This window comes from Stenotrophomonas sp. 220_Sma, assembly GCF_056487375.1.
The window spans coordinates 2,419,311-2,445,397 of the sequence record NZ_CM151348.1 but is presented as its reverse complement, the minus strand read 5'-3'; the positions used below and the strand labels follow the sequence as shown (position 1 = coordinate 2,445,397).

The window sequence follows — 26,087 nt, the reverse complement described above, 5'->3', positions numbered from 1 at the left end:
TCCGAATTCTGCGGTTCCCCCTTCCTCCGCATCTACGAGCTTGCACTGCAGGCCAGCTTCCGCGCAGATTTCACAATAGAACAGCTATCTGCCGAGCTAGGTGTGATGTCCAGGGACGTTGTTGAGTCGGTCGAAGGGTACGCCGCCAATCGCAGAGTGGTGTCGGTGGTGGTTGTAGAAGTGGAGCCAGCCGGGCAGCGCCAGGCGTCGTTCGGCCTCTGAACCGTAAAACCTGGCATAGGCCCAGCCGTCCCCGAGCGTGCGGTGGAATCGCTCGATCTTCCCGTTCGTCTGCGGCCGGTAGGGGCGTGTCCGCTTGTGTCGGATGCCGAGCCGAGCGCAGAAGTCCCTCCATGCGTGGGATCTGTATGCCGACCCGTTGTCGGATAGGACTCGCTCGACGGTCACGCCTCGTTCGGCGAACCAGGCCACGGCGCGTTCGAGAACTCCCACCGCTGTGCTCGCCTGCTCATCCGACCAGATTTCTGCGTATGCGACGCGGGAGTGGTCGTCGATGACTGTGTGAACGAACGCCGTCCCGGTGCGCGGCTTGTGATCTTTTCCTCGTGGTAATCCCGGAGTCGCGAGCTTGTTCCGTGCGCCTTGCTGCCGACCTACGTAACGATGTCCACCGCCGTCGGGGATGTTGCCGAACTTCGTGACATCGACATGAATCAACGATCCCGGATGAGGATGCTCATATCGCCGCAATGGCTCGCCAGTGACACGATCGATATGCGAGAGGCGGTTCACGCGGCAACGGACGAGGACCGCGTGAACAGTCGACGTCGAGAGACCAAGTCGCGCAGCGATCTGGGCTGGCCCCAGTCGAAGCCGCCAGCGCAGGTTGATGATCTTCTTCTTGACATGCTCGGGCGTCCTGCCTGGGATCCGGTGCGGCTTGCTGGAGCGATCCTGCATCCCAAACTCACCCTCTTCCCGGTAGCGGCCTGCCCATTTCCGGGCAGTGATCGGGGAGACCATGAACATCTTTGCGGCGATCGTGGCCGGATAGCCGTCTTCGACAATCAGCCGAGCTAACCGGAGACGGGCACGAGGAGTGAGAAGAGCGTTCGGATGGGTCATCAATTGGCCTCCGCCGCGGTCTTCGTAAGCGCGCGTCTGGTGAGAAGCATGATGACGAGAGCGATCGCTGTCAGCACCGAAGCGACCCAAACCGGCGCGAGCAGCCCCAGCCCGGTCGCGAGCCCGAGCGCACCAAGCACGGGCCCCGCTGCAGCTCCGATATTCAATGCTGCGGTTGCGTACGAACCGCCCATCGTTGGCGCACCCGATGCTGCATACAGCACACGCGTGATCAGAGTACTGCCGACGCCGAACGACAGGAATCCCTGAACGAGGACGAGGACGATAAGCGCAACGGGATGAGATGCGACCACTGCCAACACGATCCAGCCTGTCAGCAATAGCGGTCCGCCGACTGCGAGCACGAGGCCAGGTCGTTGATCTGATAGTCGTCCTGCGATCGTGACGCCAAGGAACGATCCGATGCCGAACATCACCAGCGCGACGGACACCCACGCTTCGGCCAAGCCCGCGGTCTCGGTCACGATGGGTGCCAGGAAGGTGAATGCCGCAAAGGTCCCTCCGTTGATCAGCGCTCCGAGTGCCATGGCCAGGATGAGCCGCGGCGTCGCCAACTGGCTGAGCTCGACACGGAGCCTTGGTGAGGTCGCGCTAGTCTCGCTCCGACCAACATTGTTCGTGACGCCACGAATGACTCCAACGGCCGCGGGAATACAGAGGATGGCGATCGCCCAGAACGTCGTTCGCCAGCCCAGCGCTGTGCCGAGCAGTGCCCCGGCGGGGACGCCCACGACGGTTGCGATCGTCGTGCCGGAGAGCAGGATCGACAGTGCACGCCCCTTCTGGTTCGCTGGCACGAGGGTAGTGGCCGTGCTCAGAGCTACGGCGAGGAATCCTGCGTTTGCGAGAGCGCTGAGCACCCGGGTGATGAGCAGGAGAGAGAACACTGGTGTCATCGCTCCGATGACGTGGCTTCCCGCGAACACGAGAAGGCAAACGATCAATGTGAGCCGCGGTGGCCAACGGCGAGCGAATGCCGCCATCACTGGCGCGCCGACGACCATACCGACTGCGAATGCGGAGGTCAGCAGGCCCGCAGTGCCGACCGAGACGTCAAGTTCGGTCGCGATCGCGGGGAGCAATCCCGCGAGCATGAATTCTGAAGTGCCCATGACGAAGACCGCCAGGGCAAGCATGTAGAGGGCAAAAGGCATCGAGTACTCCGAGGTGTGAGATCAAGAAATGGTTCTTCTTGTCACCACGGCCAGCGCCCCGGGTACGCCAGACATACGCCCACACAGATCGTGGGCGTCGTAACTAGTGGTTCAAGGGGCTGGCGGTGTGACCGACAACCCCTGACCTGTCTGATTCGGGACTCGACATGCCCCAAACTCTAACATGCCTTCAATGGCAAGCGGTCTGGACAGATACTTCTTGAATCGGCACGGTGTCATTACGGGCGGGGGCCAGAACAACGTCCCTGGACATCACAGCTAGGGCTGGTGGTGGACCAACTCTGGCCGAACTTTGAGAAAGCGGTTAGCGAAGCGGGATTGCCGATCGAGCAACTCGGGACCGAGTTGGTGCTTGGTGGATGGTCGTTGAAGAACGGCCGGATGATGGCCACGGCGTATGCGAAGAGTGACAGCCGGCGCCCTTGCGTTGTCCAGCCGATCGGGGGGCAGATGGCGTCGCCGGGCGAACCGCTCCAGGCCGCGACCCCTAGCATGGCCCAGGTGGATCTGCTGGCCCATGCGCGTCTCCAGGTCAGCTACCTCAATGGGCAATTGGGCCGGAAAGTAGCAGGAGGTCGACTGCTAGTTGGGTTTCTGCAGAAGGGGCAAGCCCTGCTCAAGGATCTAGGAGAGATCTAGGTCGCGGGAGTCAAATACGCTAGGGGCTGAAATCGAAGTTCAGGTCTGGCCCTAAGGCAGAAGGCCAAAGCAGACCAAGGTCGTCCGTGGATTTGGGATGTTTATCGAGGGCAGGGTGGATGTCCGCTTCTGGCCGGAAGCGGACATTGGGCGGCGACCGGCCCGGTGATGGCATCCGCCTTCGACCCAAAGCGGGCATCGTTCTCGACACACCTGAGTTGATCCGTACTCCAAAGCCTGTTTCCGCTACCCCTTGTAGTGCTCGACGTAGAGCCCCAAAGCTGCCAACGACGCATACACGGCGGACCCAGCGTTGGTCGCGTACAAGGCAAAGGGAACCGGAGGATCGCAGGGAACTGTTGCGATGAACCACGGAGCTGAGCTCGTCAAGCTCGTCCTAGGTGATGTGAGGAATCCTAGCTCCCTACGCATACCTAGCGCCTCGCGGACGTACGCCTTGTTCCAGCCGCCAGTCTTGCACGAGACCCCAAGAAGTAACTCCGTAAATGCGGGATAGCGACGGGTCTTAATCGGACGATATACACCGACGTCAATCTCGTGACGGTCAGCCGCTTTGACCACCGTCGTGCCTTTCCAGCTATGGCTTAGTGTGGTGACCTGCACTGAAATCCTAATCTCGAGCTTCTCAGTAGACGTAGATCCACTGATGTAATCGTGATCCGGATGGTTTGCTTTGCATGGAGATCCTCCAAACGTCAGGACGCCTGCCATCTTGGGGGTACACGTGAGCTTGTAGCCCGCACTATCGATGATTCGCAGAAGCCTAAGCAGCACCCGAAGTTCGTAAGCCTTTCCTTGCGCGTAGGGAGACCCGCTCGCCTTAGCACGCGAAATGGCTGCTTTCACAGCGTTGAGGATTGCTAACTTACTGATCGTCACAGTCGCGGTCCTCGTGGCGCGTGTTCCTCGCGAGGGTCGTCCGGTGGCAGATATCGAGCGATATAGGCCTCAAGATCTGCCTGCTCGTGATCCGTCAAACGCTGGGGTGATACAGTTGGTAGATGTGACCGGATTGAGCGAACTCGGCGACCTTCTGGTGTCTCAACAGTGTAATGAACGTCCTCCAGTCCGGTGAGACCTTGGACCAGCTTCCCGATCTCACCCAAGGTTTGCGAGAGGGCGTCTTGGGTCGTCACAGGTCTAAAATCGAGAACCGCCGCAAGTGCGGCTGCAGCTTGTGCATTCGTGTCGTCCTCGTAATCAGACATCGCCTGAACAATCGCGGAGCGAAGCGATCTAACAATTTGTGGATCAAGCTCAGACGCAAGGGCTAGCGCCTTCCCTATCTCCCTAATTACCTCTTCACCACCTTGATCTTCTGCCATTCACAACTCCACAGCTGTAGACATTAACGGGCCGCGCGGGATGAACCGCCCGGATTCTCTAAATTCAATTGCCGAAGGTTGCCGTTGGCAATGTTCCTTAAGAGTAAGGCACAGTGCGGTTTGGTTCCATAAGCGGATCGCGCTGGCTGTATCCCGAAGTGTGCGATGACGCCGAAGCTGGATAGTGTCGCTGAATTGGACCATCAGGCACTTAGGTCTGAGCCCTGATACAGATTGATGATATGACTCCAAGTCGCGTACGGGCTGCGAAGAGCACCGGCTACTTTGGTCCGCTTCTGACCGAAAGCGGACATTCGTTTAACCAAGGGTGAAGGAAACTTTTAGGGCCAGGATGGACTTCAACTCTCTCGTTCGCTCGCTTCTATCCGATGCGAAGATGCGCCGTAACAAGCCTCTGCGAGACTAGTGCGCGAGCCAGGTCGCTGACATTGCTCCATGGCCTATGACGTGCCCCGCACCCGCTGGTCAAATGGAACCGCCCTCGGCACCATGGGCACGACCATCTAAGGAGTTCTTCATGCTCTACCAAGATAAGTACGTCGCCTTCATCGACATGCTCGGGTTCTCCGCACTTGTCCAAGAGTCGGCAGCCGACATGAGCAAGCTTGATGAAATAGCAGAGGCCATCGACAGACTAAAGAACACAGCGTGCTGCAACCCAGCAACAGGACTTTTGTTCACTTACTTCAGCGACTGCATCGTCATATCAAGCAGCCGCTCTCCTGCTGGCCTTGCCGACATCCTGAGCTGCATCAGAATGTTGGCCGAGAACCTGCTAGTGGTTGATATATTGATACGTGGAGGGCTCACAGTTGGAAGCATTCATCATGATTCTCAGATGATCTTCGGACCGGCGATGCTGGACGCCTATCGCATGGAATGTAAGGAAGCACGCAATCCCATGGTGCTCGTGAGCGAAGAGGTGCGATCGGATGCTCGCGCTGCGGGGTTAAGCAACCTGTTGACGTGGGATGACGAAGAGCCAGACCGCCACTATGTCCACTATCTGATCTCGTACAGCGCTTATGACTCTAATCCAAGGGCGGGCGTCGTGATTCTCGATAGCCAGGCCGCTCTCATCCGGCATTTCATCGCCAAGAGGCTGCTAGGCGCTCCGGGTAAGATCCTGGATAAAGCCGAGTGGATGGAACGATATTGGAACGAGAAGGTGGCGACAGGTGGAATTCTCGGACGTGTTGACAGGGTCGCAGACCTTGTTAGGCCCAATGCGCGACCATTTCGCAGCAGACTCGCCGTTCTAGCACCGCAACCGGGCGCCACTAGTGTGGACTAGCGAATCAGGCAAGCAGCTGCCGATTCCTTGCAAAGATTCAATTCAATTGGCCATACGGAAGCACGTGCAATCCCTGATGGCAGTCGGGACCACCATCTCCCCATTGCCAGCCGCGTCTGAACCAGCGCCCGGAACGCTTCAGCGGAAGGGGCTGGTCCCTTCCGCTGGTGCCTGCCCTGGTTGCACCGGCTATGCGCGGCCACCACGTTCCCGGACACGTCTCTGCCCCCGTCCTGTTGGGCCACCAGGTGCTCGGCGGTGCATTGAAAGGCTCGGGCCTTACTGGCCTTCAGCCCGAGCTCTGAGGGTGCAGTGAGCCACATCGGCAGGCCGCAATAGAAGCAACGGCCCGATTGGGCGTAGAAGGCAGAAGTGCGAAGGGATCTGCGGCGTTTGGCGGTCATGGATGGCTCCGGAATCGAAGGATTCCCGTGCCCCCATTGGGTGGACCTCGGGCACCCGGAGCCTATTGGCTATGCGGGCACAACACCGGCGCTTTATAGCGACTGGCTAAGGCGTTATAGCTCAGCGCTTGAGCCGCTACAAGGCCCAGATGCCGACCAGAACGGGAGGGAGTCACCGACGCCCAGTTAAGGTCAAAGCTTGGTCAGGGGGCGAGCGACGCGCTTGAGCAGGTGGAGCGGGGCGTGGCGCGTCACCCAGGGAAGTCGCGGTGTTGTAGTCCTGCTCAACCCGCTGAACTGTTCGCACGTTCAGGCCCGAGATCTCGTCTAATTGTTCTTGCGACCAATGTCGCGACTGGCGGAACTGGGAAGTGCAGGCGACAAGCTCTGACCGATCAGGTGCGCAGTTGGGAACTCAAGGGCGAGCTGGATGTGGAGCCAGAAATCGAGGGCGTCTTAGGTGCGGATCCAGGAATCAAGGGCATCTTTGGGGGAGATCTGGAAATCGCGGGCGTCCTTGTGGGGAAATACGGGCGGACAGCTGTGGGATCTGGGGCGTTTCCGTTGTGGCAGTCACCAGCATCCACCGATTCCAGCGGACAGGCGTAGGCCACCAGCGCCAGTTGTTGCAGCAGCAGCGCCCACAGTCCCAGCCATGCCAGTCGGGCACGAGGACGGGGTCGCCGCCATCGCCTCAGCAGCTTCACCATGACAGCTCCCGCACGCCCGAAGCAGCGCCTGCGGACGCTGGGCAGATCAGGGCAGGGGACGTGCGAGCTCTCATAATTGCCAGTCTAGCCCTCTTGGGGCCGACTGGCATTGATCACGATCAAGCCATCGCGCGGACTCAGCGGTGGCATCCGCCGCAGCAGGGGGATGCGGCCGGGGCGGCTGGCGTGTCGGCCTCAGAAGGGAGCACGGCGGCGATCACATACCGGAATTGACCGAGGAGGAGAAGGATCGGCAGACCCGCGAGGGTTTGGCCGACGTCGACGCTGGACGGACGATCCCGCACTAGGAACTACTGCAATGGGTCAGGCGACTGTCGGAGCCTTCTTGTTGAGGGTTTCCGTTGGGTCAGGAGCGTGGAAACTCTTGAATCCAATATTCAAGAAGGGCACGCGTGCCTGAGCAGTACTTCCGCAATGCCTCTGTCACGCGACTTCTGGTTCGATCAAGCCTAGCTCTGTAATCCACGAACTGTTGACGTCGAGGGGTGTTTCCTCGTTGAATCATGGCGATAGAGCCGATTCGGCTGTTTTTCTCACGAATCCCTGCCGACCCTCAAGTAGAAGCATTTTTCCGTCGTTGACGGTGGTGCCCCTGGTCGGAATCGAACCGACGTGTACGCGCTTATCTGGCGCGTGCTCTCACCGGGGTATAAGGCCGGCCCTCTGACCAACATGAGCAACAGGGGCGTGATCGATCGATGCGATCACGCCGGTATTCGAGGGTCGAGCTGGCTCAGGCGGTTCATGGGGCAAGCATACCGGGGATGGACGCTATGCCGCTATCCCCGGGCGCGGCGGTAGGAGTGGGCCCACGCCGGAGCAGAGATCCGGCCGGTCGCCACCAGCCAGGCCATCCGCAAGGCCTGCGCGTCCACCAACGCATGGTGGCGCCTGGCCCTATGTTCCGGATGGGCTGCGAACCAGTCCTCGACCAGCAGCCCAGGAAGGCCTTCCTTCGACATGCATGTCATGACCGGGGCCGGCCGGGGTCCGCATGCGGCAACCTGGTCATCGGGTAGCTCAAAACCATCCAGTGCATACCGCAGCAGCTGGAGATCGTTCGGGAAATCCGCCATCACCGCCAGCGCGTCGGTCTCGCTGAGGAAGGCGCGCAGCTCGGTAGTCAGGACGGCATCCGGCAGGGCTGCGTCGCCGCGGTCGAGCAGCGGGTAGACGCTCTGACGAACGAAGTCGGTGGGAGCCTCGGGCAGGCTGGCTCGCTCAGCGTAGAAAAGGCGGTCTCCACCTTCGTTCACCAGCGCCAGACTCACCAGCTCGCTGCCCGTTACATCGGCCCACTCGGTGTCCAAGAAGTAGTACGTGGTGGCCATGATTGAATGGTGCCACAGCTTCCCGGGGGGCCGAGCCTGGAAGTGCGGCCGAGGGTAGAATTCAGCGATCCATCAATCGGTTAGCGAAGATCTGGCCGTGCTCGTAACGATTCCCTGCCAGCCCTCTTAGCCATTGAGCGGCAGCTGCATTGGTCTGCATGCATCCCCGAGTACTTACAGCACATTGATCTCGACCCGGGCTGAGTAAGGTCCGGCATGGCTGCAGACGCCGTAGTTCGTTGGCGCCCGTCGGCATGGGCGGAGAGTGCGAATCTTCTGAAAAACGGGATACTTTCGTGACACACCTTGTTTTCCGCGATTGGGTTGAAGCAGCTCTCGGGCTCGCAGACGCGTTGAGTGCGTACAAGCGAACCCGAGCATCGCTACTTGCTGTTTCGTGTACCGTGCTGCCCATGGGACGCCTCATCGCAGATTCGCTTGGGGCGCAGCTTAGGCTCGCGGTAATAGCTGACGTGCGTGCGGCAAAGCGTGGCCTTTGTGTATGCCGGCGCGTGCGCGTTGCCGGGTCATCAGCTCTATGCGCCTGCCAGCGCAGACGCATAGAGCCAGGGGCTGCGATCACATCTTCTTTAACGGCACCGCGGTGGGCGGCGGCGGTACCGGGCCCGGGTCGTTGAAACACAGCATGATCTGATCGATGCCGAATTGATCGGCCAGGACCTGGGCAATCACAGCATGCACCAGGTCCAGGTCGACCGAGGGCGCAGCGACGGTGATGGTGGCCGCGATCGCACGGCCATGCTCACCGGCGACCAGGCGCAGGTCGTCCACCGCTTTCACGCCCGGGTCGGTAAACATCGCCGCACGGACCTGTTCCAGGTTGAGCTCGTTCATGGGGACTCCAAAGCAGTGCTACCGGCGCGGGGAGCTCGGTCGCGATGCAGCCAACGATAGAGCACCGGCAGCACCAACAAGGTCAATGCGGTGGATGAGACGATGCCGCCGATGACGACAGTGGCCAGCGGCCGCTGCACTTCCGAGCCAGCACCGACATTCAAGGCCATGGGTAGGAAGCCCAGCGAGGCTACCAGGGCGGTCATCAACACCGGTCGCAGGCGTCCAAGGGCGCCGTCGCGCACAGCGTCGTCTAGCGGATCGCCCTGTTCGCGCAGACGGCGGATGAAGGCGATCATGACCAGCCCGTTGAGTACGGCCACGCCCGACAGCGCGATGAAGCCCACGCCGGCAGAGATCGACAACGGAATCCCGCGCAGAGCCAGTGCCAGCACACCGCCGGTCAGCGCCAGCGGCACGCCACTGAACACAATGGCCGCATCCTTGGCCGAGCCGAAGGCCATGAATAGCAGAGCGAAGATCAACGCCAGTGTCACCGGAACGACCACGCCCAGGCGTTGGGTGGCCGAGATCAGCTGCTCGAAGGTGCCGCCGTAATCGATCCAGTAGCCCTCTGGAAGCGCGACATCCTGGCCGATGCGTGTGCGCAACTCGCCGACGAACCCGCCCAGATCGCGCTCGCGCACGTTGGCGGTGATCACCACGCGGCGCTTGCCGTTCTCGCGGTTGATCTGATTGGGCCCGCGCTCTACCTGGATCTTCGCCACTTCCCGCAGCGGCACCGTGCGAGGCCCCCCATTGGCGCCGGCGGCCAGACGGCTGGACTCATCGACACTGGTGCTTGCCGGCAGCGGAATGGGCAGATCTGCCAGCACAGCGGGGTCTTGGCGCTGCGCTTCGGGCAGGCGCACGACCAGGTCGAAGCGGCGGTCGCCCTCGATCAACTGGCCGGCAACACTGCCCCCAATGGCGGTGGCCACCGTTTCCTGCACATCGCCCGGGTTCAGGCCATACCGTGCCAATGCCGCCGGATCTGGCGTGATGGTCAGCAGCGGCAGGCCGGAGACCTGCTCGGCCTTGACGTCTTCGGCGCCGGGGACGCTACGCATGACCCGCTCGACCCGGCTGGCCAGGCGCGTCAACTGGTCAAGGTTGTCGCCGTAGACCTTGACCGCCACGTCCGAACGGACGCCGGAGATCAACTCGTTGGTGCGCATCTGGATGGGCTGGGTGAACTCGTAGTTGCTGCCCGGGATTTCCTTGGCCGCCGCCTCCAGCTCTTCCACCAGCTCGGCCTTGGGCTTGCGCGGGTCGGGCCACTGGTCGCGGGGCTTGAGCATCAGGAAGGTGTCGGCCATCGACGGCGGCATAGGATCGGTGGCCACCTCGGCGGTGCCGATCTTTGAGAAGATGTTGGCCACCTCCGGGAACTGGGCCAGGCGCTTCTCCAGCGTTTCCTGCATGGCCACCGACTGCTCCAAGCTGGTGCCGGGAATACGCATGGGCTGCAAGGTGATGTCGCCCTCATCCAGGCTCGGCACGAACTCCGAACCCAAGCGGGTGGCCAGCACGCCACAGCCCACCACCAGCACGGCCGCGCCGGCCAGCACCACCACGCGCCGACGCAGGGCCCAATCCAGCAGCGGCGTATAACGGGCACGCGACCAGCGCATCAGGCGGTTGTCGTGCTCAGCCACACGGCCGCGCAGGAAGCTGGCGATCGCCGCCGGCACGAAGGTCAGCGACAACACCATGGCGCCGGTCAGGGCCAGCACCACCGTGATCGCCATCGGGTGGAACATTTTTCCTTCTACCCCGGACAGCGCGAAGATCGGCAGGTAGACCGCGGCGATGATGCCCAGGCCAAACAGGCTGGGACGGATCACCTCGGCGGTGGCCGAGGCGGTCAGGTCATAGCGCTCTTCATCGTTGAGCTGGCGGCCCAGCGCGTGCTGCGCCTCGCCGAACCGGCGCAGACAGTTCTCGATGATGATCACCGCCCCGTCCACGATCAGGCCGAAGTCCAGCGCGCCCAGGCTCATCAGGTTGCCCGACACGCCGCCACGCACCATGCCGATGATGGTGAACAGCATCGCCAACGGGATCACCGCCGCGGTGATCAACGAGGCGCGCACATTGCCCAGCAGCAGGAACAGCACCACCACCACCAGCAGCGCGCCCTCGATCAGGTTCTTGGACACCGTGCCGATGGTGCGATCCACCAGCGCGGTGCGGTCATAGACGGCCTTGGCATGGACGCCGGCAGGCAGGCTGGCGTTGGCGGCATCCAGCTTGGCCGCGGCCGCCTGGGAGACTTCCCGGCTGTTGGCGCCGAACAACATGAAGGCGGTACCGACCACGACCTCGTGGCCATTCTGGGTGGCCGCGCCCGTGCGCAGCTCCTTGCCTTCGCCCACGCTAGCGACGTCGCGCACCCGAATGGGCACGCCATCGCGCCGGTCCAGCACGATGTTGCCGATTGCCTCCAGATTGGCTAGCTGGCCCGGCACGCGCACCAGGAACTGCTGTCCGTTGCGCTCGATGTAGCCGGCGCCGATGTTCTGGTTGTTGCGCATGACCGCGGCGACCACGTCGTTCAACGTGAAGCCCAGCGCCACCAACTGAGCTGGATCGGGAGTGATGTGGATCTGCCGCTCGAAGCCGCCGATGGTGTTGACCTCGGTGACGCCGGGCGTGGTGCGCAGCTGCGGCCGGATCACCCAGTCCTGCAGGGTGCGCAGGTCCGTGGCCGTGTACGGGGTGCCGTCGGGCTTGCGAGCGTTGGGTTCGGCCTCCACGGTGTACATGAAGATCTCACCCAACCCGGTGGAGATCGGCCCCATTTCCGGGTCCAACCCTTCGGGAAGCTGGGAGGCGATCTGCTGCAGGCGCTCGGCGACCTGCTGGCGGGCAAAGTACAGGTCGGTGCCGTCCTTGAAGACGACGGTGACCTGCGAAAGCCCGTAGCGCGACAGCGAGCGGCTGTAGTCCAGCTTGGGCAGACCGGCCATGGCCGTTTCGATGGCAAAGGTGACCCGTTGTTCGGCCTCCAGCGGCGAGTAACCCGGGGCCTGGGTGTTGATCTGGACCTGGACGTTGGTGATGTCGGGTGTGGCGTCAATGGAAAGGTGACGGTAGCTCCACACGCCCAGCGCAACCAGCGCAGCGGTGAGCACTAGCGTCAGCCAGCGATGGCGGATGGACAGCCCAATGAGGCGTTCGAGCATGGCGGGCCTCATTCTTCTTCCACGGTGGACTTTTCGATGTCGGCCTTGATCAGGAAGCTTTGGGCCACCACCACCTGTTCACCGGCCTTGAGGCCTTCCAGCACTTCGGCGCGTTCGGCGTCGCGGCGCCCCAGCTTCACCGGCCGGGTGTGGTAGGTTTCGCCCTGCTGCACGTAGACCACGTCCTGGTCTTCTGCGGTCTGCAGCGCCGTGATCGGCACCACCAACGCTGCCGATTGGCGATCCACGGTGACCCGCGCCTTGACCGCCGACCCCGGCCGCCACAGGCCATCGGTGTTGGCCACCGTGCCGCGCGCAATGGTGCTTTGGCTGGCGGTGGCGGTGCCGGGCAGGACGCGCTCCAAGGTGGTCTGTGCGGTGACGCCATCGCTCAAGCGGGTAACCGTCACCGGCACGCCAGCACCGATGTGCTGGGCGTCGGCGCCGAAGATGTGCAGGTCCACCCACAGCGTGGACAGGTCGGCGACCTCAAACAGCGGCGCGCCCTCAGCGGCGGCCATGCCTACGGCGGCCGTGCGCGCCATGACCACGCCACTGATCGGCGCGGTGACGGTATAGGTGGTCAGGCTCAGGTTGCTCTCTACCGTGGCCAGTACCTGGCCGGCCCGTACCTGATCACCCACGCCCGCACGCACGGAGCGGACCGGTCCGGGGAAGCGTGCCGTGACCTGCGCGATGCGACCGTCAATCGGGGTCAACAGCCCTTGCACCTCATGCTCGTCAGCAATCTCACCGGGGCCTGCCGGTGCGACCTGGATACCCGCTGCCTGCGCAGCTTTGGCGGCAATCTTGGTTTCCAGCGGCGCTTCCTCGTGCTCGCCGTGCTCTTCGCCCTCAGCGGCGGCGCCGCCTTCGGACGCTTCGTTGGGGGCCGACGCGTTGCAGGCGGCCAGCATCATCAGGGCCATGCCCAGTGCGGTCCAGGAAAAGCGATTCATGGGGTCTCTCCGGTGGAAGCAGCCGCCGGCGGCGCGACAAGCGCCTGGCCGGTCAGGCGTTGAATTTCGATCAGGGCGCGCTGCGCATCGAGCGCCACGTCCAGCTGCTGCTGGGCCATGGCCGTGCGTTCGGACTGCAGCTGTGCCCATTCCAGGTAGCTGATCGCGCCGGCGCGATAGGCGCGCTCGGCGGCCTGCTCAGCCCGGGCCAACTTCGGCAGCACCTCGCCTTGCAGCCGTGCCACCTCGGCCTGCGCCACGGTGTAGCGACCATGGGCTTCGACCAGCGTGGAATACAGCGACAGGCCCTTGGCCTCGCGCTCGATCGTCAGAACCTCCAGCTCGGCTTCGCCGGCGCGGATCTCCGGCTGCGCGCGGCTGCGGCTGCCCAGTGGCATGGACAGGCTGGCCACCAGCGCGGTGTCGTCAGTCTCCTGCAGGCGGCGCACGCCCAGCTGCCACGACAAGTCCGGCGAGGCCGCCGAACGCGCCAGCTGCAGTCGTGCCTGCGCGATCCGGCGGGCATCGGCAAACTGCGCCAACTCGGGAGTGCGCTCCAATTCCTCGGCCAGCGACTGCATGGACGCGATCGCCGGCAGGGTCATGGGATCCGCCGCGGCCACCTCGAAGCTCGGAGCACGTTCGCCCCAGAGGGCAGCAAGGTGCTGCCGGGCGGCAATGCGCTGCTGCTCGGCCCGATCACGGGTCAATTCTGCTCTCGCCAGTGCTGCTTGTGCGGTGAGCATCACCGATTCGGGAGACGCGCCAGCCTGCAGGCGCTGCCGGGCAGCGGCGACGGTCCGCTGGCGCTGGCCGACATCCATGTTCGCCAGGCTGCGTTGCCGGTCGGCACCGACAACGGCCAAATAGCGCTGCGCCGTCTCGGCGAGCAGGTCCAGCCGCCCGGTCTCGCGCTGCACGGCCAGTGCATCAATCCGGCTTTGGGCCAAGGTGCGGCGGGCGTCGAGCTTGCCGCCGCGCTCCAGGACCGAGCTCAGGCTCAAGGTCAACTCCGCGCTGTCCAGGCCACGGGCCGCGCCCGTGCCCAGCGCATTTTCAACCTCCGCCCCCAACGTCCACGGTGGCCGCTGCACGGCCTGGTCGCGCTCGGCAGCGAGCACCGTGGCTCGCGCATCGACCAGGCGCAGCTCGGGGTGGGTTTGGGCCACGCGTGCAAACGCGTCGTCCAAGGTCATCAGCTCTTCTGCTGTCGCCGGCGTTGCCGCCGCGCTCAACAGTAGCCACGCGGCCAGGGCCGCCAATCGCACATGCATGAAGTACTCCAGAATTTTCGATAGCCAACAGGGATCCGGCGCACGCCGGCGCGCATCACCCTGCGATCGGCGGCCGGAACGGCGCGAGCAGGTGCTCATGCCGATATCTGTCCGCATGGGCTGTCGCCGACGGCCAATGCCGGCCGATATGAGCAATGGCCAACACTATTTCTGGAGCCGGCGCGGCCTGGCTACAGCACAGCACCAGCTGCTGTAGCCGGTGCAGCGCGGCGTCTACGCCACGCTCGGAAGCTGGTGATGCCACTGCCGGGTCATGGTCGGCCGCGGCCAGATGGGTTTGAGCATGGAGCTCGCCAACCACTGCCAGCACCGGCTGCGTCACAAGGCCCACGGCCAAGTGCGCCAGCAGCAGCCAGCGCAGGCCACAGCTCAGCCGGCCAAGCGCTGTCATGCAGGCGTTTTGCGCGCGTCGGCACGCGCCCGGCGAGCATCACCCAAGATCTCGAAAGCCTCCTTGATCACATACAGGCCGATCAGGGCGCCGATCACGAAATCCGGGTAGGGGCTGGCCAGCCACCACACCAACAGGCCGGCCAGAATCACCCCAACGTTGGCCACCACATCGGCGCGGGTAAACAGCCAGGTCGCTCGCAGATGCACTTCGCCAGACTTCAAGGGGGCGAGCATACGGAGCACCTTCAGGTTCACGGCCAGCGAGACCAGAGCGGTACCGATCATCCAACCGCTGACCGGCTCGGCGCCGTACATCACCCGGCGGCCGACTTCGACCAGCACGCCTACGCCCAGCACCAGCAGCACGCTGCCACTGACCCACGCGGCGTTGGCCTTGAAGCGCGCCGTGCGCCCGATAGCGACCAGGCCAATGGCATAGGCGGTGGCGTCAGACAGCATGTCCAGCGCGTCAGCCAGCAGCCCGGTGGAATGGGCAATCCAGCCGGCAATGCCGCCGATCACGGCCATCGCTGCATTCAGGACCAAGGCGATCCAGAGGATGCGTCGCTCCTCCTTGTTCTTGGCTTCGTGGTGGCACCCGCAATCACTCATGTCTTGGTCCTCTGCTGTGTTGTTTCATTGCTTGTTTGCGCCTGGCTGTCTACGCACACCGGAACGGGCATTGGCGAGGAACCCCACGATGGCGGCGGTGCCTACCAATACCTGCGCCAGCAGCGACTGCCAGGTGGGATACAGGCCGATCCACTCGATGCGCGGCAACGCGAGCGGTGTTTGAGAGATCCAGCCCGCTTCCTGCAACGCGGCCACGCCTTTACCGATCAGGATGACCGCCATCACCGCGATGAGAATCGAGCTGATCGAAAAGAACCGGCCAATCGGCAGCCGCCTGCTCATGCGCAGCATCCAGTACGCCACCGCAGCCAACACCGCGATTCCCGCCACCAGGCCTGCGAGGATGGCGGTGGACGCCTGATCGCTCCACATCGCGATGTAGAACAAGATCGTCTCAAACACCTCGCGGTACACCGCGACAAAGGCCAGCATGAACAGGAAAACAGCCGAGCGCCGTGTCAGCGCAGTCGTCAGCTTGGCGTGCAGGTACTCCTGCCACCGCCCTGCAAGGCTCTTTTGGTGCATCCAGATGCCTACGCTGAGCAGGACAGCGGCAGCGAACAAGGCCGAGACGCCCTCAGTGACTTCCCGGTTCGCACCGCTGATATCAACAAAGTAAGTGGCCACTGCCCAGGTAGCTGCGCCTGCCAACAACGCGCAGATCCAACCCGCATGCACATACGGCAACACATCAGACCGCTCGGCTTTACGCAAGAACGCCACGATACCAATCACGATCAGCAGCGCTTCCAGTCCTTCGCGTACCAAGATGGTAAAGCTGCCTAGAAACGCGGTGCTGGCGCCTATTCGGGTGTCCTGCAGCGCCACGTCCGCGCGATCAAACAGCTGGGCAATTTGCGCTGCCTGCCCGGCAACGTCAGCCGCGGGCGCATGCTGATCCAGCTGCGCGCGGTAGCCTGCCATGGCCGTCTCGATCTCTCGCAGCAATGACGGATTGCGCGTGGCCAGCGTGGGTTCAAGCGGCTCTACACCATCCAGATAGGACGAGAGCGCAAGCTTTTTGGCTTGAGCCAGGTCCTCATCAGCGTAAGCGCGCTGGCTGGCGGCCAGTCGCTGCCGCGCCACCGCAAAGCGATCGGCTCCTGGTACCGCTTCGTTTACTGCCTGTGGCTGCGAACGCAGGTAGGCGATGATCGCGTTTGCCTGATCGGCGGGCATCGTGGTGGCAAGATCGGCCTCTCGCGTGCGTGTCAGCGCTTCGAGCGAGGGAATGTGCGTATGGGCCTCGGCACTGGTGCGCCATAACGCCTCACCTTGAGCCTTGGCTTGCGAGGAGTACCCCAAGCTGCCCACATAGAATGCCAACGCCCAGCGATCACTTTCTGACAGCCCAGAGAAGCTGACCATGCCGGTACCCGGCACACCCTGGGAAATGACCTCGTACAACGACAGCGGCGTTCGCTGCGCGGCGCGAGTGGCATCGGTGAACGCGATCGGCGGCGGACTTAACGCTTGCGCGGCGGGGCCATCACCGTGACCTGTGGGGCCGTGACAGGCCGCGCACTGCTGGCTGTAGATGGACGCGGCCTGGGAGGTCTTCGGCGCGCTCGCCGGAACAGCGCCGATCGGGTAGCGGGCCAACAGCGTCGTGCCGAGCCCGCGCGCCAACGTTGCCACTTGCGCCGGGTCGGCCTTCTCTGCCACCGCCTGGACCAGGCGGTCGGCCTGGGCCGTCAGCTCCTGCTGGTTCTGGCCACCGGGCAATGCTGCCAGCTGACTGCGCACGGCGCCGGCAAACTCGCTCATTTCGGCGTATTCGTTGGGGGCAATTACGCGACCGGCCTGGACCGCGCCGGGGTAGTCGACCGCGATGTAATCGAGCATCTGCCAGGTTTGGCGCAGGTCTGCTGCGGCAGGCTCCGCCTGAGCAGAAGCGGGCAGAACCCAGCCGATCAGCAAGGCAATCAGGCAGTAGCGAATCAAGGCGATGGGCAGTGGCATGGTCGTCACATGCAGCGCCGCGGCCGGAGTGGCGGCGGATACGGGTTCAGCGTAAAGTCCGTAGCTACTACGGAGTCAAGCGTACTACGAATGAAAATCAGTGAGGCTGCCGACGCCAGCGGATGCCACTTGGAGACGATTCGCTATTACGAGCGGATCGGGTTGCTGCCGCGCCCGGGGCGCACGGGCAACGGCTACCGGGTCTATGGCCCGGCCGACATCGAGCGGCTGCGCTTCATTGCGCGTGGCCGGGACCTGGGCTTCAGCCTGGAGGAGGTCCGCAGCCTGCTGCAGCTGGCCGGCGATGAGGAGCTTTCGTGCGGGGACGTGGACCGGTTGGCCCGCAGCCATCTGGCCGACGTGCGCGCCCGCATGGCCGACCTGCAGCGCATGGCCAGCGAGCTGGAACGGGTGATTGCCAGTTGCCATGGCGGGCAGCGGGCGGAATGCACCATCCTGTCGACGCTGCGCCAGACGACCTCGGTGGAGGCCACGCGCCAGTGACCGAACTGGACCGCTACCTCGATGCGGCCACGCGCCAGAACACGGTGCGCAGCTATGCGTCGGCGCTGCGGCACTTCGAGGTTGAATGGCAAGGCCACCTCCCAGCGACACCTGACAGCGTGGCCCGGTACCTGGCCGCTTATGCGCAGACCTTGGCGACCAGCACCCTCCGCCAACGTCTGGCGGCCATCGCCTCTTGGCACCGCGACCACGGCTTTGTCGACCCGACCCGATCGCCGCTGGTGCGCAAGGTGCTCAAAGGCATCCAGACCCTGCACCCGGGCCAGGTCAAGCAAGCCGCGCCGCTCCAGATTCGGCGGCTGGTCGAGCTCGATGACTGGCTGGCCGCGGCGATCGCTGCGGCACATGCCCGGGGCGATGGGCCGGCGGCGCTGCGCCATCAACGAGACCGAGCGCTGGTGCTGCTCGGGTTCTGGCGGGGATTCCGTGGCGATGAACTGCTGCGTCTGGACGTGGCCCATCTCACGCTGGTGCCGGGACAGGGGATGACCTGCTTCTTGCCACGCAGCAAGGGTGATCGCCAGGCAGCCGGCGTCACCTACAAGGTGCCGGCGCTGTCGCGGTTATGTCCGGTGGAGGCGACCCAGGCGTGGCTGCAGGCGGCCGACCTGCAAGAAGGGCCGGTGTTTCGGGCAGTCAACCAATGGGGCCAGGTGAGCGCCGAAGGCCTGCATCCCAACAGCTTGGTGCGCCTGCTGCGCGAGTTGCTGACCAGTGCCGGCTTTGCCGATGCGGGGCTCCACAGCAGCCATTCGTTGCGCCGCGGCTTTGCCAGCTGGGCCAACGACCAAGGCTGGGACATGAAGGCCTTGATGGAGTACGTGGGCTGGCGCGATGTGCAGTCGGCCATGCGTTACCTGGACGGGCGTGACCCGTTTGCCCGGGACCGCATTGAAGCAAGCCTGCCCAGTCCAACCGTGCCGGTACCGGCGATGGCACTGCCGGCGCCGGAGGGCAAATCGGCCCTGCAGCTGCGCCTGCGCATGGTGCTGACCCCGTTTGCCCGCACGGGCCGCGGCGCGGCCAAGGCCCGAGGCCGAATTGAAGAGATCTGCTTGGCCCCGTTCCAGGCTGTGCGCCTGAACACCGCCAGCAGCGAGTACCAGTTGACTGCTCCCACCGATCCCGAAAGGGATCTGGATGAAATCCTGGCCACGTTGCTCGATGACATGCACCGCATGGCCGATACGCACCAGTGCTTCCTGGAAGCGTCGCTCAGTACAGACGACGGCCGGCACTGGGACTGATCCCCCTCACACCCTCCGGATCCAATGGCTACCCTTCACGAGACCGCCTACCCGCGACTGAAGCCTGATCCCACCGCCAAGGAACTGGAGGAGATCTATACCCCGACCGCCGCTGAGATTGCATTCGCCAAGCAGCTGACCACCCAGCCGGGTCCGCAGCTGGCGGTACTGATTCATCTCAAGCTCTTCCAACGCTTGGGCTACTTCACGCTGTTGGCCGACGTACCCGAGCGGATCCGGAAGCACATCGCCAAGGCCGCCCGACTCGGGCGCGTATTGGACACCGACCAGCTCGAACGCTACGACGCTTCCGGCAGCCAGCGCCGGCATATGCCGCAGCTTCGGCAATTCATCGGGGTACGTCCCCTGGATAAATCGGGCTTGGCTTGGCTGGACACAGTGGCCACCGGAGCAGCCCAGACCAAGCACACCATCCCGGACATCGTGAACGTCCTGCTCGAAGAGCTGGTGCACCATCGCTACGAACTGCCCGGTTTCCGCACTCTGGAGCTGGCCGCCATCGGCGCCCGTGAGCGGGTCAATCTGGGCTACTACCGCAGCATCAGCCACGCGCTGACGCCTGCCACGCGCACGCTCATCGACGAACTGCTGCGCGCACCGGAAGGGTCCAGGTTCACCGGCTGGCAATCACTCAAGCGCGAGCCCGGCCGGCCCACCAACAAGGAAGTTCGGTTCTACCTGCAGCACATCCGCATGCTGCAGCAGTTGGCCGACCAGCTGCCTCCCATCGATGTGCCGGTGCCCAAGCTCAAGCAGTTCCGTGCAATGGCTCGGGCCTATGACGCCAGCGAGCTGGCCGAACTGGCTCCGGACAAGCGCTATGCGCTGGCCACCATCTTCATTCGCGCCCAGCATGCCAAGACACTGGATGATGCAGCCGAGTTGTTCATCAAGCAGGTGCGCGGGCTGGAGAACACGGCCCAGCAGAAATTGCTGGCCTACCAGCTCGAACATGCCAAACGGGCCGACTTCCTCATCGGCCAGCTCAAGGAAATCCTGCAGGCCTATCAGCTAGACGGCAGCGATAGTCAGCGCGTGGATGCCATCGACAACAGCCTGGAAGCGGAAGTGTCGACCTTGCTGGCCGAATGCGAAGAACATATGGCCTACGCCGGGAAGAACTACCTGCCTTTCATGCTGCAGCCCTATGGCGCGGTCAGGCCGCTGCTGTTCAATGGGCTGGAGCTGATGAAACTTCGGGCGACCAGCCACGACGCCGGCATGGAGCCGCTGATCGCAGCGGTGCTCTCGCTGCGCAACCAGCGCCGTGAGCTGATCGAGGTCGCCTCCCTCGGTTTGGACCCGGAAAAGGACTTTGACTGGATGTCCAAGCTCTGGTGTCAGCACGTGTTCGGCAAGCGGGCCAGTGCAGCCGGCGCCGGCTGGATGCACCGTAAGTACTTCGAGCTGGCCGTGCTGGTGCAGGTCAAGGACGAACTGAAGTCCGGAGATCTCTTCATTCCCAGCAGCGAACGGTTTGATGACTACCGTGAGCAGCTGGTCGATGAAGCCACCTTGGCCCAGGAACTGGAAGCCTACGGCCAGGTGTCAGGCCTGCCCACCGACGCCGAGTCTTTCGTGGCGGGATTACGTGCACAACTGACCTCCCTGGCCGATGAGGTCGACGCGCGTTTCCCGGAGAACGTACATGCGGACATCCTGGATGGGCGCCTGGTGCTGCGGAAGGGGCAACGCGCCGAAGTCTCCAGCGCGATTACCACGGTGGATCGCCTCATCGCCGAACGGCTTCCAGAATCCAGCATCGTCGATGTCCTGATCGATGCCAGCCAATGGCTGGATCTGCACCGTTTCTTCCGCCCGATCGCCGGCACCGAGAGCCAGGTCGAAGATCTGCCCCGACGTGTGATCACCACGCTATTCTGCTATGGCTGCAACCTGGGGCCGACGCAGACGGCGCGGTCGATCAAGGGCTTCAGCCGGCGCCAAGTCGCTTGGCTCAACCTGAAATACGTGACCGAGGATGTGCTTGAGAAGGCCATCGTGGAGGTCATCAATACCTACAACAAATTCGACCTGCCTGGCTATTGGGGCAGCGGCAAGAGCGCATCAGCTGATGGCACGAAGTGGAGCGTCTACGAGGACAACCTGCTGTCGGAGTATCACATCCGCTACGGCGGCTACGGTGGCATCGGCTACTACCACGTGTCCGACAAATACGTAGCGCTGTTCAGCCACTTCATTCCCTGTGGCGTGCACGAGGGCATCTACATCCTCGACGGTCTGTTGGCCAACACTTCCGACATCCAGCCTGAGATCGTCCATGGCGACACGCAGGCCCAAAGCTATCCGGTCTTCGGCCTGGCCCACATGCTGGGCATCCAGCTGATGCCCCGGATCCGGAACATCAAGGACCTGACATTCTTTCGGCCCGAACCGGGTAGGGCTTATAAGAACATCCAGGCACTGTTCGGGGACAGCATCGACTGGCAACTGATCGCCACCCATCTCCACGACATGCTGCGGGTGGTGATCTCAATCCGATTGGGCAAGATCACCGCGTCCTCGATCCTGCGCCGGCTGGGCACCTACAGCCGGAAGAACAAGCTGTACTTCGCCTTCCGGGAACTTGGCAAGGCCGTTCGAACGCTGTTCTTGCTGCGCTACATTGATGACAATGAGATCCGCAAAACGATCCATGCTGCCACCAACAAGAGCGAGGAATACAACGGCTTCGTGAAATGGGTGTTCTTTGGCAGCCAGGGGATCATTGCTGAGAACGTCCAACACGAGCAGCGCAAGATCATCAAGTACAGCCAGCTGGTGGCCAACATGATCATCCTCCACAACGTGGAAGGCATGAGCCGGACCTTGGCCGAGATGAGGAAGGAGGGGATTGAACTGACGCCCGAGATCCTGGCCGGCCTGTCGCCTTATCGGACCAGCCACATCAATCGCTTCGGCGACTACCACCTGGATCTTGAAAGGGAAGTGGCGCCGCTGAGCTACACAGCCAAGGTGCTTGAACAGACCCCATAGATGGGGAGAACCTGATCGAGAGACGAGCAATCAACCTTGAAATTCAGTCGCTTAGGCAGCTTTTGGCCCTGTACGTAATGATTCCCTGCCGACCCTCATACTCGACGGACACAGCATTTCGCATAATGTATATTATGTTCAGATCATCTTGGGGTGGCTGGCACGTCTCTTGCCGCTGCCCCGGCACCTACTCTGGCATGGAGCCTGATCGTGCGTGATCGGAAACTGACCGGCCCTTGGGCCGGTTTTTCGTTTAAGGGTGGCCGACTGGTCACGCCGGAGGGTCGCGAGCTTGAGCCGCAGGATCTGGCCTGGCTGTCGCTCACCGCTGCGCAAGCGCAGGAATGGCGTCGAATGATGGAGAGCGGCCGCGCGATCGGCAAGCCAAGGAAGCCCTTGTCCTTCAACGCCGCCAGCGTGGTGAACCTCTCAGATGCGTTGGCACAGCGCCGGAAAAAGCGGTCATCCGGCGCGATGGCTGGCCCCGACGCCGAGCCGCCAGCAGCAGTCCTGCCGGTACCGGGGCCGAAGCGCCGCCAGCGCGTGTGAGGCGCTTTCGTAGGGGCGCTGCCCCTACACCCCGGCTAGAATGCGCGCAGGACGCACACAGGGGGCCACGATGGCAGCGAACAACGGATTGGTATGGAAGATTGCACTTGGCGTGTTCCTGGGCCTGAGCGCATGCGGGCTGGTCACGTGCACGGTACTGGGAACTATGGGCTATGCCATCGAGCAGCAACGCGAGGAACAAGCCAATCAAGCCGTGGCCGAGTTCATCAAATCGGCGAACGATCCCGATCCATTTGGCTTCGCAGCGAAGGCTGAGGAACACAGGCGCGTAAGCGCAGAACAGCAGCGTCAGTTCGAAGCTGCAAACCGTCCAGCGCCCCTGAAGCCAGATGAACGCTGTGTCGGAAAAACACGCCTACAACGAGTAGACAACGGCTGGGTGCAATCCGGTTCGTGCCCGTAACGCATCACGAAATCAAAGCTGCGTGGGCACGGTGCCGATAGTCATTGATGTGCCCGACTCAAACGTTGGGGACTCAGGAAAAGTTCCCATGGACCGATTCCCGCGGCTAATCGCAGTGCCGGCGATGCCAGGGGGCGGAGCGGCCGGCTGCTGAGGCGCGGACGGTTGAACAAGCGCGCCGGAAGACCGGTCAGGCTTGCGGTACGGCTCATATTGACCGTGCCTCGCAATCATCGTGCAGGTATCGAAAGTGACGGTGTAGCGCGTGCCCTGCTCCGTCACGCAGGTACACGACTCCCCCTGACGCTCGCCCATGGCATCAGTGCCCTCGCCCGCCGCCATGCAGAACAAGCGTGGGGGTTCGGCGGGAACCGACAACGCCGCATCGTAGATTGGCGCTGACCAAGGCTGGGCAGCAACACGTGGCATCAGGCTTTCAACATAGTCAGAAGTGGTACCTCGATCCTTAGGACGTGACGCCGCCTGCGCGGCTGGCTTCGCGGCCGTCGCTGGCACTCCGTCCGCTCGCACCCGCTTAACGGCTTCCTCTTGTGGTTCTGGACTGCCGAAGAACCGATTGCGCATCTGCCCGTACGACTGCCATACGCTAAACGCGGTGAAAACAGCGATGCCAATGGCAGCCCAATAGAACCACGGCACCCGCTTTTCGCTCGTGTCGTACTTGGTCGAGGTGTAGAGCTTAAAGACGTGCTTCGGGTAGCCGCGACGCTTGGTGGTCAGTGGCACTGCCTTATCGGGCTTTTCCTCGAACTTGTCCCATCGCTTTACGTGAACAAAGGGAAGGCCGAAACGACGCCGAATGTGGTAGTGCTCTTCAATCAGATCATGTAGGAAGTCGTCCATCTGCTTTTTGGGCGACTGGCAGATCATGATGAAGTCGATACCGCGATGCCGGTGCTTGGCGACCTGCTTGACGTGCTCGGGAACAGGTCGCCCAGGTGGACGACGAGAGAACATGCCGTGCTCGTATGCCTCATCGACAAGGATGATGGCATTGTCGAAACGAGCATCATCGTGCCAGTTCATAAGCTCTTGCGGCGTCAGATCAAGCGCGCCACACGCGCCATGATTGAAGTCGCGAACGTTGCAGACGTAAAGCTCCCGAAGCGGATGCTTCTTCGGGTCAGACTCGTGCTGCTTATCAGCCTTGGCCTTCATTTCGAGTGCGGATTCAATCGCAAGGACCGTCTTTCCGTGCCCCGGCTGTCCCGTGTATTGGTAGAGCATCGTTTAACCCCCTGCGTCGTTGATCATGCCCTGAATCTGCTCAATGCCCGCAATGAATGCCCGCATGCCGACGCGGGCAACCAATGCGGACAGAATCATTGTCATGAAGACATCAACCCCCATCGCACCCGCCAGCTGCACGACTGAGCCATCCATTCCACCTGCCTGTTCGGCAACGAACTGCTTGACGTCAGGCAGAACGTATTTGTAGTTGACAAACGTCAAACCAGCTGCAGCCAGGACGCGAGCAAAGATGAAGCTTGCGGCAACTTTCAGCGCACCTAGAAGATGGGCGGCAAAACCAACGAGAGTGGTTGTCAGCTTTTCAAACATCAGTCTTTCCCCTGCCAGCCCATCAGAATTGCGAGCGCAATGAACGCGCCGAGAAGCATCAAGCAATTGCGCACCAGAACGACCAACTTGCAGAAGTCAACGTCATTGAACGAAAACGGGCCGAAGCTGGTGTCGGCCACAGCGAACTGTGGGCAGCTACCGCCACCGAAGAAGCCCCCCTTATCGATCATGCTGAGAGAAGGTGTGGCAGTGCGAAGGGACTTCTTAGGGTCGGGGTCCTGCCCTGCTCCGCCATCGCCATCACCGGGGAACGTTCCGCCACCCTCGCCATCGCCCCAGCGGGCCTCAGCCTCACAACGCTGGTTGTACGTTTGCTGCGCAATGGCGCAAAGAACCGGATCACCACCACTGCATGTAAAGCTGCCGGTGCACTTACCATCCCCGCCGACCGAGCCATAGTCCGGCTTGCTACCGCCGTCATCACCATCGCCGTTTCCGTTGCTGCCTCCGCTACCCGGTCCGGACCCGTCGCCCGGCGTAGGCTGATTGCCGTTGGGCGTGCCTTGGTTGTTGTAGTTCTGCGTGTTGGTGGTGCTGCCGGAGTTGTTATTCGTGATCGTGGTCGATGGACCGCTGGGCTTCCAGTCTTCGCCAGGACGATTGGTCGGCGCATTGGGAGGCGTGTTAGGTGCACCGATGCTTGTTGCTTCCGTACGCGGGTTGTTGGTGGCCGTGTGCCCCTTTTCGTTCGCCGTATCACTGGCACAGGTGCGGAAACCGCTCGGCGAGGTAACGCAAGTCCTGTCCTTGCCCTTACACACCTGATGGCCGGAAGACGTGGTGTGACAATACTCGTCTTTCGGATCCGGCTTTGGCTGCGTGTCGGTAATGCTGCACACGTCGCCAGTAGCTTTCCACGTTCCGGAACGAACAGCGATAGCGTTAGGATTGCCGCTTTCCCGAATTGAGTAGTTGGTGCCGGGATCAAGGTTCGGTTGCACCTTGCACCCGTTGTCACAGACACCGCCGCTATACAGCGTGCCATTGATCATTCCGGCCTGCCCATCTACACGACTCTTGCAACTAGTGTTGGCGCCCCACGCATAGTCCCAGCCTACGGCGCGGCCCGACGCATCCAGCGCGTAGTAAACGCCTGATCCGTTGCTATAGAGGTCACCTTTGCATTTCATCGGTTGCCAGCCAGAAGGGCCGCCAGCAATGTCACGCTGACAGGCTGCGTACGCGCGTCCCTGATCCGGATACATCGCGGCCGTCGCCACAGGTATTACAGCGAACATCAAAACAAGAAGGGCGGCAAAGGCCGCCCACGAGGGCAGAACCCCCTGCGCCTTTGCAGAAAGGCTCATACCTTGCTGAACCCGAGCCAGAATGCACCGAGCGCAGCGATGATGATCCAGTAACCGTCCATGCAACCTCCAGTAAGAATGG

The 26,087-nt window shown here is 62.7% G+C and carries 22 protein-coding genes and 1 tRNA gene; 6 read left to right on the top strand and 17 right to left on the bottom strand.

From position 1 onward, the window contains the following. Positions 1 to 96: 96 nt before the first annotated feature. Genes ACZLIB_RS11430 through ACZLIB_RS11420 form a run of 3 tightly spaced genes read right to left on the bottom strand, consistent with a single transcriptional unit; the run spans position 97 to position 2,336 of the window. Positions 97 to 1,086, bottom strand: a complete 990-nt coding sequence (locus ACZLIB_RS11430; protein ID WP_011113072.1) for an IS481-like element IS5564 family transposase — start codon at positions 1,084 to 1,086, stop codon at positions 97 to 99. After that, positions 1,086 to 2,261, bottom strand: coding sequence for a chloramphenicol efflux MFS transporter Cmx (gene cmx / locus ACZLIB_RS11425; protein ID WP_005297378.1), 1,176 nt, complete (start codon positions 2,259 to 2,261; stop codon positions 1,086 to 1,088). Before cmx ends, ACZLIB_RS11430 begins: the two co-directional genes overlap by 1 nt. A gap of 21 nt (positions 2,262 to 2,282) precedes the next feature. Next, positions 2,283 to 2,336, bottom strand: a complete 54-nt coding sequence (locus ACZLIB_RS11420; RefSeq protein ID WP_011113070.1) for a chloramphenicol resistance leader peptide — start codon at positions 2,334 to 2,336, stop codon at positions 2,283 to 2,285. A 2,469-nt stretch (positions 2,337 to 4,805) separates the two neighbouring features. On the opposite strand from ACZLIB_RS11420, the gene ACZLIB_RS11415 reads away from it, so the two are divergent. Next, positions 4,806 to 5,582 carry a hypothetical protein gene (locus tag ACZLIB_RS11415; protein ID WP_032966761.1) on the top strand — a complete coding sequence of 259 codons (777 nt, stop codon included), beginning with the start codon at positions 4,806 to 4,808 and terminating at the stop codon, positions 5,580 to 5,582. On the opposite strand, the gene ACZLIB_RS11410 is transcribed toward ACZLIB_RS11415, so the two are convergent. The 11 genes from ACZLIB_RS11410 to ACZLIB_RS11360 all read right to left on the bottom strand — a co-directional run bounded on the left by ACZLIB_RS11410 (position 5,579) and on the right by ACZLIB_RS11360 (position 17,333). Further along, the gene (locus tag ACZLIB_RS11410) at positions 5,579 to 5,905 is read right to left on the bottom strand and encodes an HNH endonuclease (RefSeq protein ID WP_323162603.1); all 327 of its coding nucleotides are present in this window, start codon (positions 5,903 to 5,905) and stop codon (positions 5,579 to 5,581) included. The two genes, ACZLIB_RS11415 and ACZLIB_RS11410, sit on opposite strands and share 4 nt — an antisense overlap. A 253-nt stretch (positions 5,906 to 6,158) precedes the next feature. After that, positions 6,159 to 6,308 carry a hypothetical protein gene (locus ACZLIB_RS11405; RefSeq protein ID WP_324615445.1) on the bottom strand — a complete coding sequence of 50 codons (150 nt, stop codon included), beginning with the start codon at positions 6,306 to 6,308 and terminating at the stop codon, positions 6,159 to 6,161. Positions 6,309 to 7,301: 993 nt separating this feature from the next. Then, positions 7,302 to 7,404: transfer RNA gene (locus ACZLIB_RS11400), tRNA-Ile, on the bottom strand. Between the two features lie 92 nt (positions 7,405 to 7,496). Continuing rightward, positions 7,497 to 8,048 (bottom strand): 3'-5' exoribonuclease, encoded by a 552-nt coding sequence (locus ACZLIB_RS11395; RefSeq protein WP_074058992.1) that lies wholly within the window; start codon positions 8,046 to 8,048, stop codon positions 7,497 to 7,499. 579 nt (positions 8,049 to 8,627) lie between these two features. Further along, positions 8,628 to 8,903 (bottom strand): hypothetical protein, encoded by a 276-nt coding sequence (locus ACZLIB_RS11390; protein WP_005413380.1) that lies wholly within the window; start codon positions 8,901 to 8,903, stop codon positions 8,628 to 8,630. Next, positions 8,900 to 12,091 carry an efflux RND transporter permease subunit gene (locus tag ACZLIB_RS11385; protein WP_019184736.1) on the bottom strand — a complete coding sequence of 1,064 codons (3,192 nt, stop codon included), beginning with the start codon at positions 12,089 to 12,091 and terminating at the stop codon, positions 8,900 to 8,902. Before ACZLIB_RS11385 ends, ACZLIB_RS11390 begins: the two co-directional genes overlap by 4 nt. Positions 12,092 to 12,099: 8 nt before the next feature. Then, positions 12,100 to 13,050 carry an efflux RND transporter periplasmic adaptor subunit gene (locus ACZLIB_RS11380; RefSeq protein WP_478469891.1) on the bottom strand — a complete coding sequence of 317 codons (951 nt, stop codon included), beginning with the start codon at positions 13,048 to 13,050 and terminating at the stop codon, positions 12,100 to 12,102. After that, a complete protein-coding gene (locus tag ACZLIB_RS11375; protein ID WP_012480227.1) occupies positions 13,047 to 14,324 on the bottom strand; it encodes a TolC family protein in 1,278 nt (425 codons plus the stop codon). The genes ACZLIB_RS11380 and ACZLIB_RS11375 overlap by 4 nt, the downstream gene beginning before the upstream one ends. Before the next feature lie 55 nt (positions 14,325 to 14,379). Continuing rightward, complete coding sequence (locus ACZLIB_RS11370) at positions 14,380 to 14,736, bottom strand: hypothetical protein (protein WP_012480228.1); 357 nt, start codon at positions 14,734 to 14,736, stop codon at positions 14,380 to 14,382. Next, positions 14,733 to 15,350, bottom strand: coding sequence for a cation efflux transmembrane domain-containing protein (locus ACZLIB_RS11365; protein ID WP_005413376.1), 618 nt, complete (start codon positions 15,348 to 15,350; stop codon positions 14,733 to 14,735). The genes ACZLIB_RS11370 and ACZLIB_RS11365 overlap by 4 nt, the downstream gene beginning before the upstream one ends. Before the next feature lie 24 nt (positions 15,351 to 15,374). Continuing rightward, complete coding sequence (locus ACZLIB_RS11360) at positions 15,375 to 17,333, bottom strand: FTR1 family protein (protein WP_021201907.1); 1,959 nt, start codon at positions 17,331 to 17,333, stop codon at positions 15,375 to 15,377. 90 nt (positions 17,334 to 17,423) lie between these two features. On the opposite strand from ACZLIB_RS11360, the gene ACZLIB_RS11355 reads away from it, so the two are divergent. From ACZLIB_RS11355 to ACZLIB_RS11335, 5 genes are all read left to right on the top strand, one after another. Next, entirely contained in the window at positions 17,424 to 17,837 is a 414-nt protein-coding gene (locus ACZLIB_RS11355) for a MerR family transcriptional regulator (protein ID WP_012480230.1), read from the top strand. Continuing rightward, positions 17,834 to 19,105, top strand: a complete 1,272-nt coding sequence (locus ACZLIB_RS11350) for a site-specific integrase (RefSeq protein WP_005413373.1) — start codon at positions 17,834 to 17,836, stop codon at positions 19,103 to 19,105. Before ACZLIB_RS11355 ends, ACZLIB_RS11350 begins: the two co-directional genes overlap by 4 nt. Positions 19,106 to 19,129: 24 nt before the next feature. After that, positions 19,130 to 22,123 (top strand): Tn3 family transposase, encoded by a 2,994-nt coding sequence (locus ACZLIB_RS11345; RefSeq protein WP_005413372.1) that lies wholly within the window; start codon positions 19,130 to 19,132, stop codon positions 22,121 to 22,123. Between the two features lie 210 nt (positions 22,124 to 22,333). Next, entirely contained in the window at positions 22,334 to 22,672 is a 339-nt protein-coding gene (locus ACZLIB_RS11340; protein ID WP_478469890.1) for a DUF3653 domain-containing protein, read from the top strand. Between the two features lie 70 nt (positions 22,673 to 22,742). Beyond that, positions 22,743 to 23,096, top strand: a complete 354-nt coding sequence (locus tag ACZLIB_RS11335) for a hypothetical protein (protein WP_279938397.1) — start codon at positions 22,743 to 22,745, stop codon at positions 23,094 to 23,096. A gap of 12 nt (positions 23,097 to 23,108) precedes the next feature. On the opposite strand, the gene ACZLIB_RS11330 is transcribed toward ACZLIB_RS11335, so the two are convergent. The 3 genes from ACZLIB_RS11330 to ACZLIB_RS11320 are packed head-to-tail and all read right to left on the bottom strand — an operon-like array spanning position 23,109 to position 26,005. Next, a complete protein-coding gene (locus ACZLIB_RS11330; RefSeq protein WP_478469889.1) occupies positions 23,109 to 24,344 on the bottom strand; it encodes a zonular occludens toxin domain-containing protein in 1,236 nt (411 codons plus the stop codon). A gap of 3 nt (positions 24,345 to 24,347) precedes the next feature. Then, a complete protein-coding gene (locus ACZLIB_RS11325; protein ID WP_182267810.1) occupies positions 24,348 to 24,677 on the bottom strand; it encodes a DUF2523 family protein in 330 nt (109 codons plus the stop codon). Continuing rightward, complete coding sequence (locus ACZLIB_RS11320; protein ID WP_478469887.1) at positions 24,677 to 26,005, bottom strand: hypothetical protein; 1,329 nt, start codon at positions 26,003 to 26,005, stop codon at positions 24,677 to 24,679. Before ACZLIB_RS11320 ends, ACZLIB_RS11325 begins: the two co-directional genes overlap by 1 nt. Between the last annotated feature and the right edge of the window lie 82 nt (positions 26,006 to 26,087).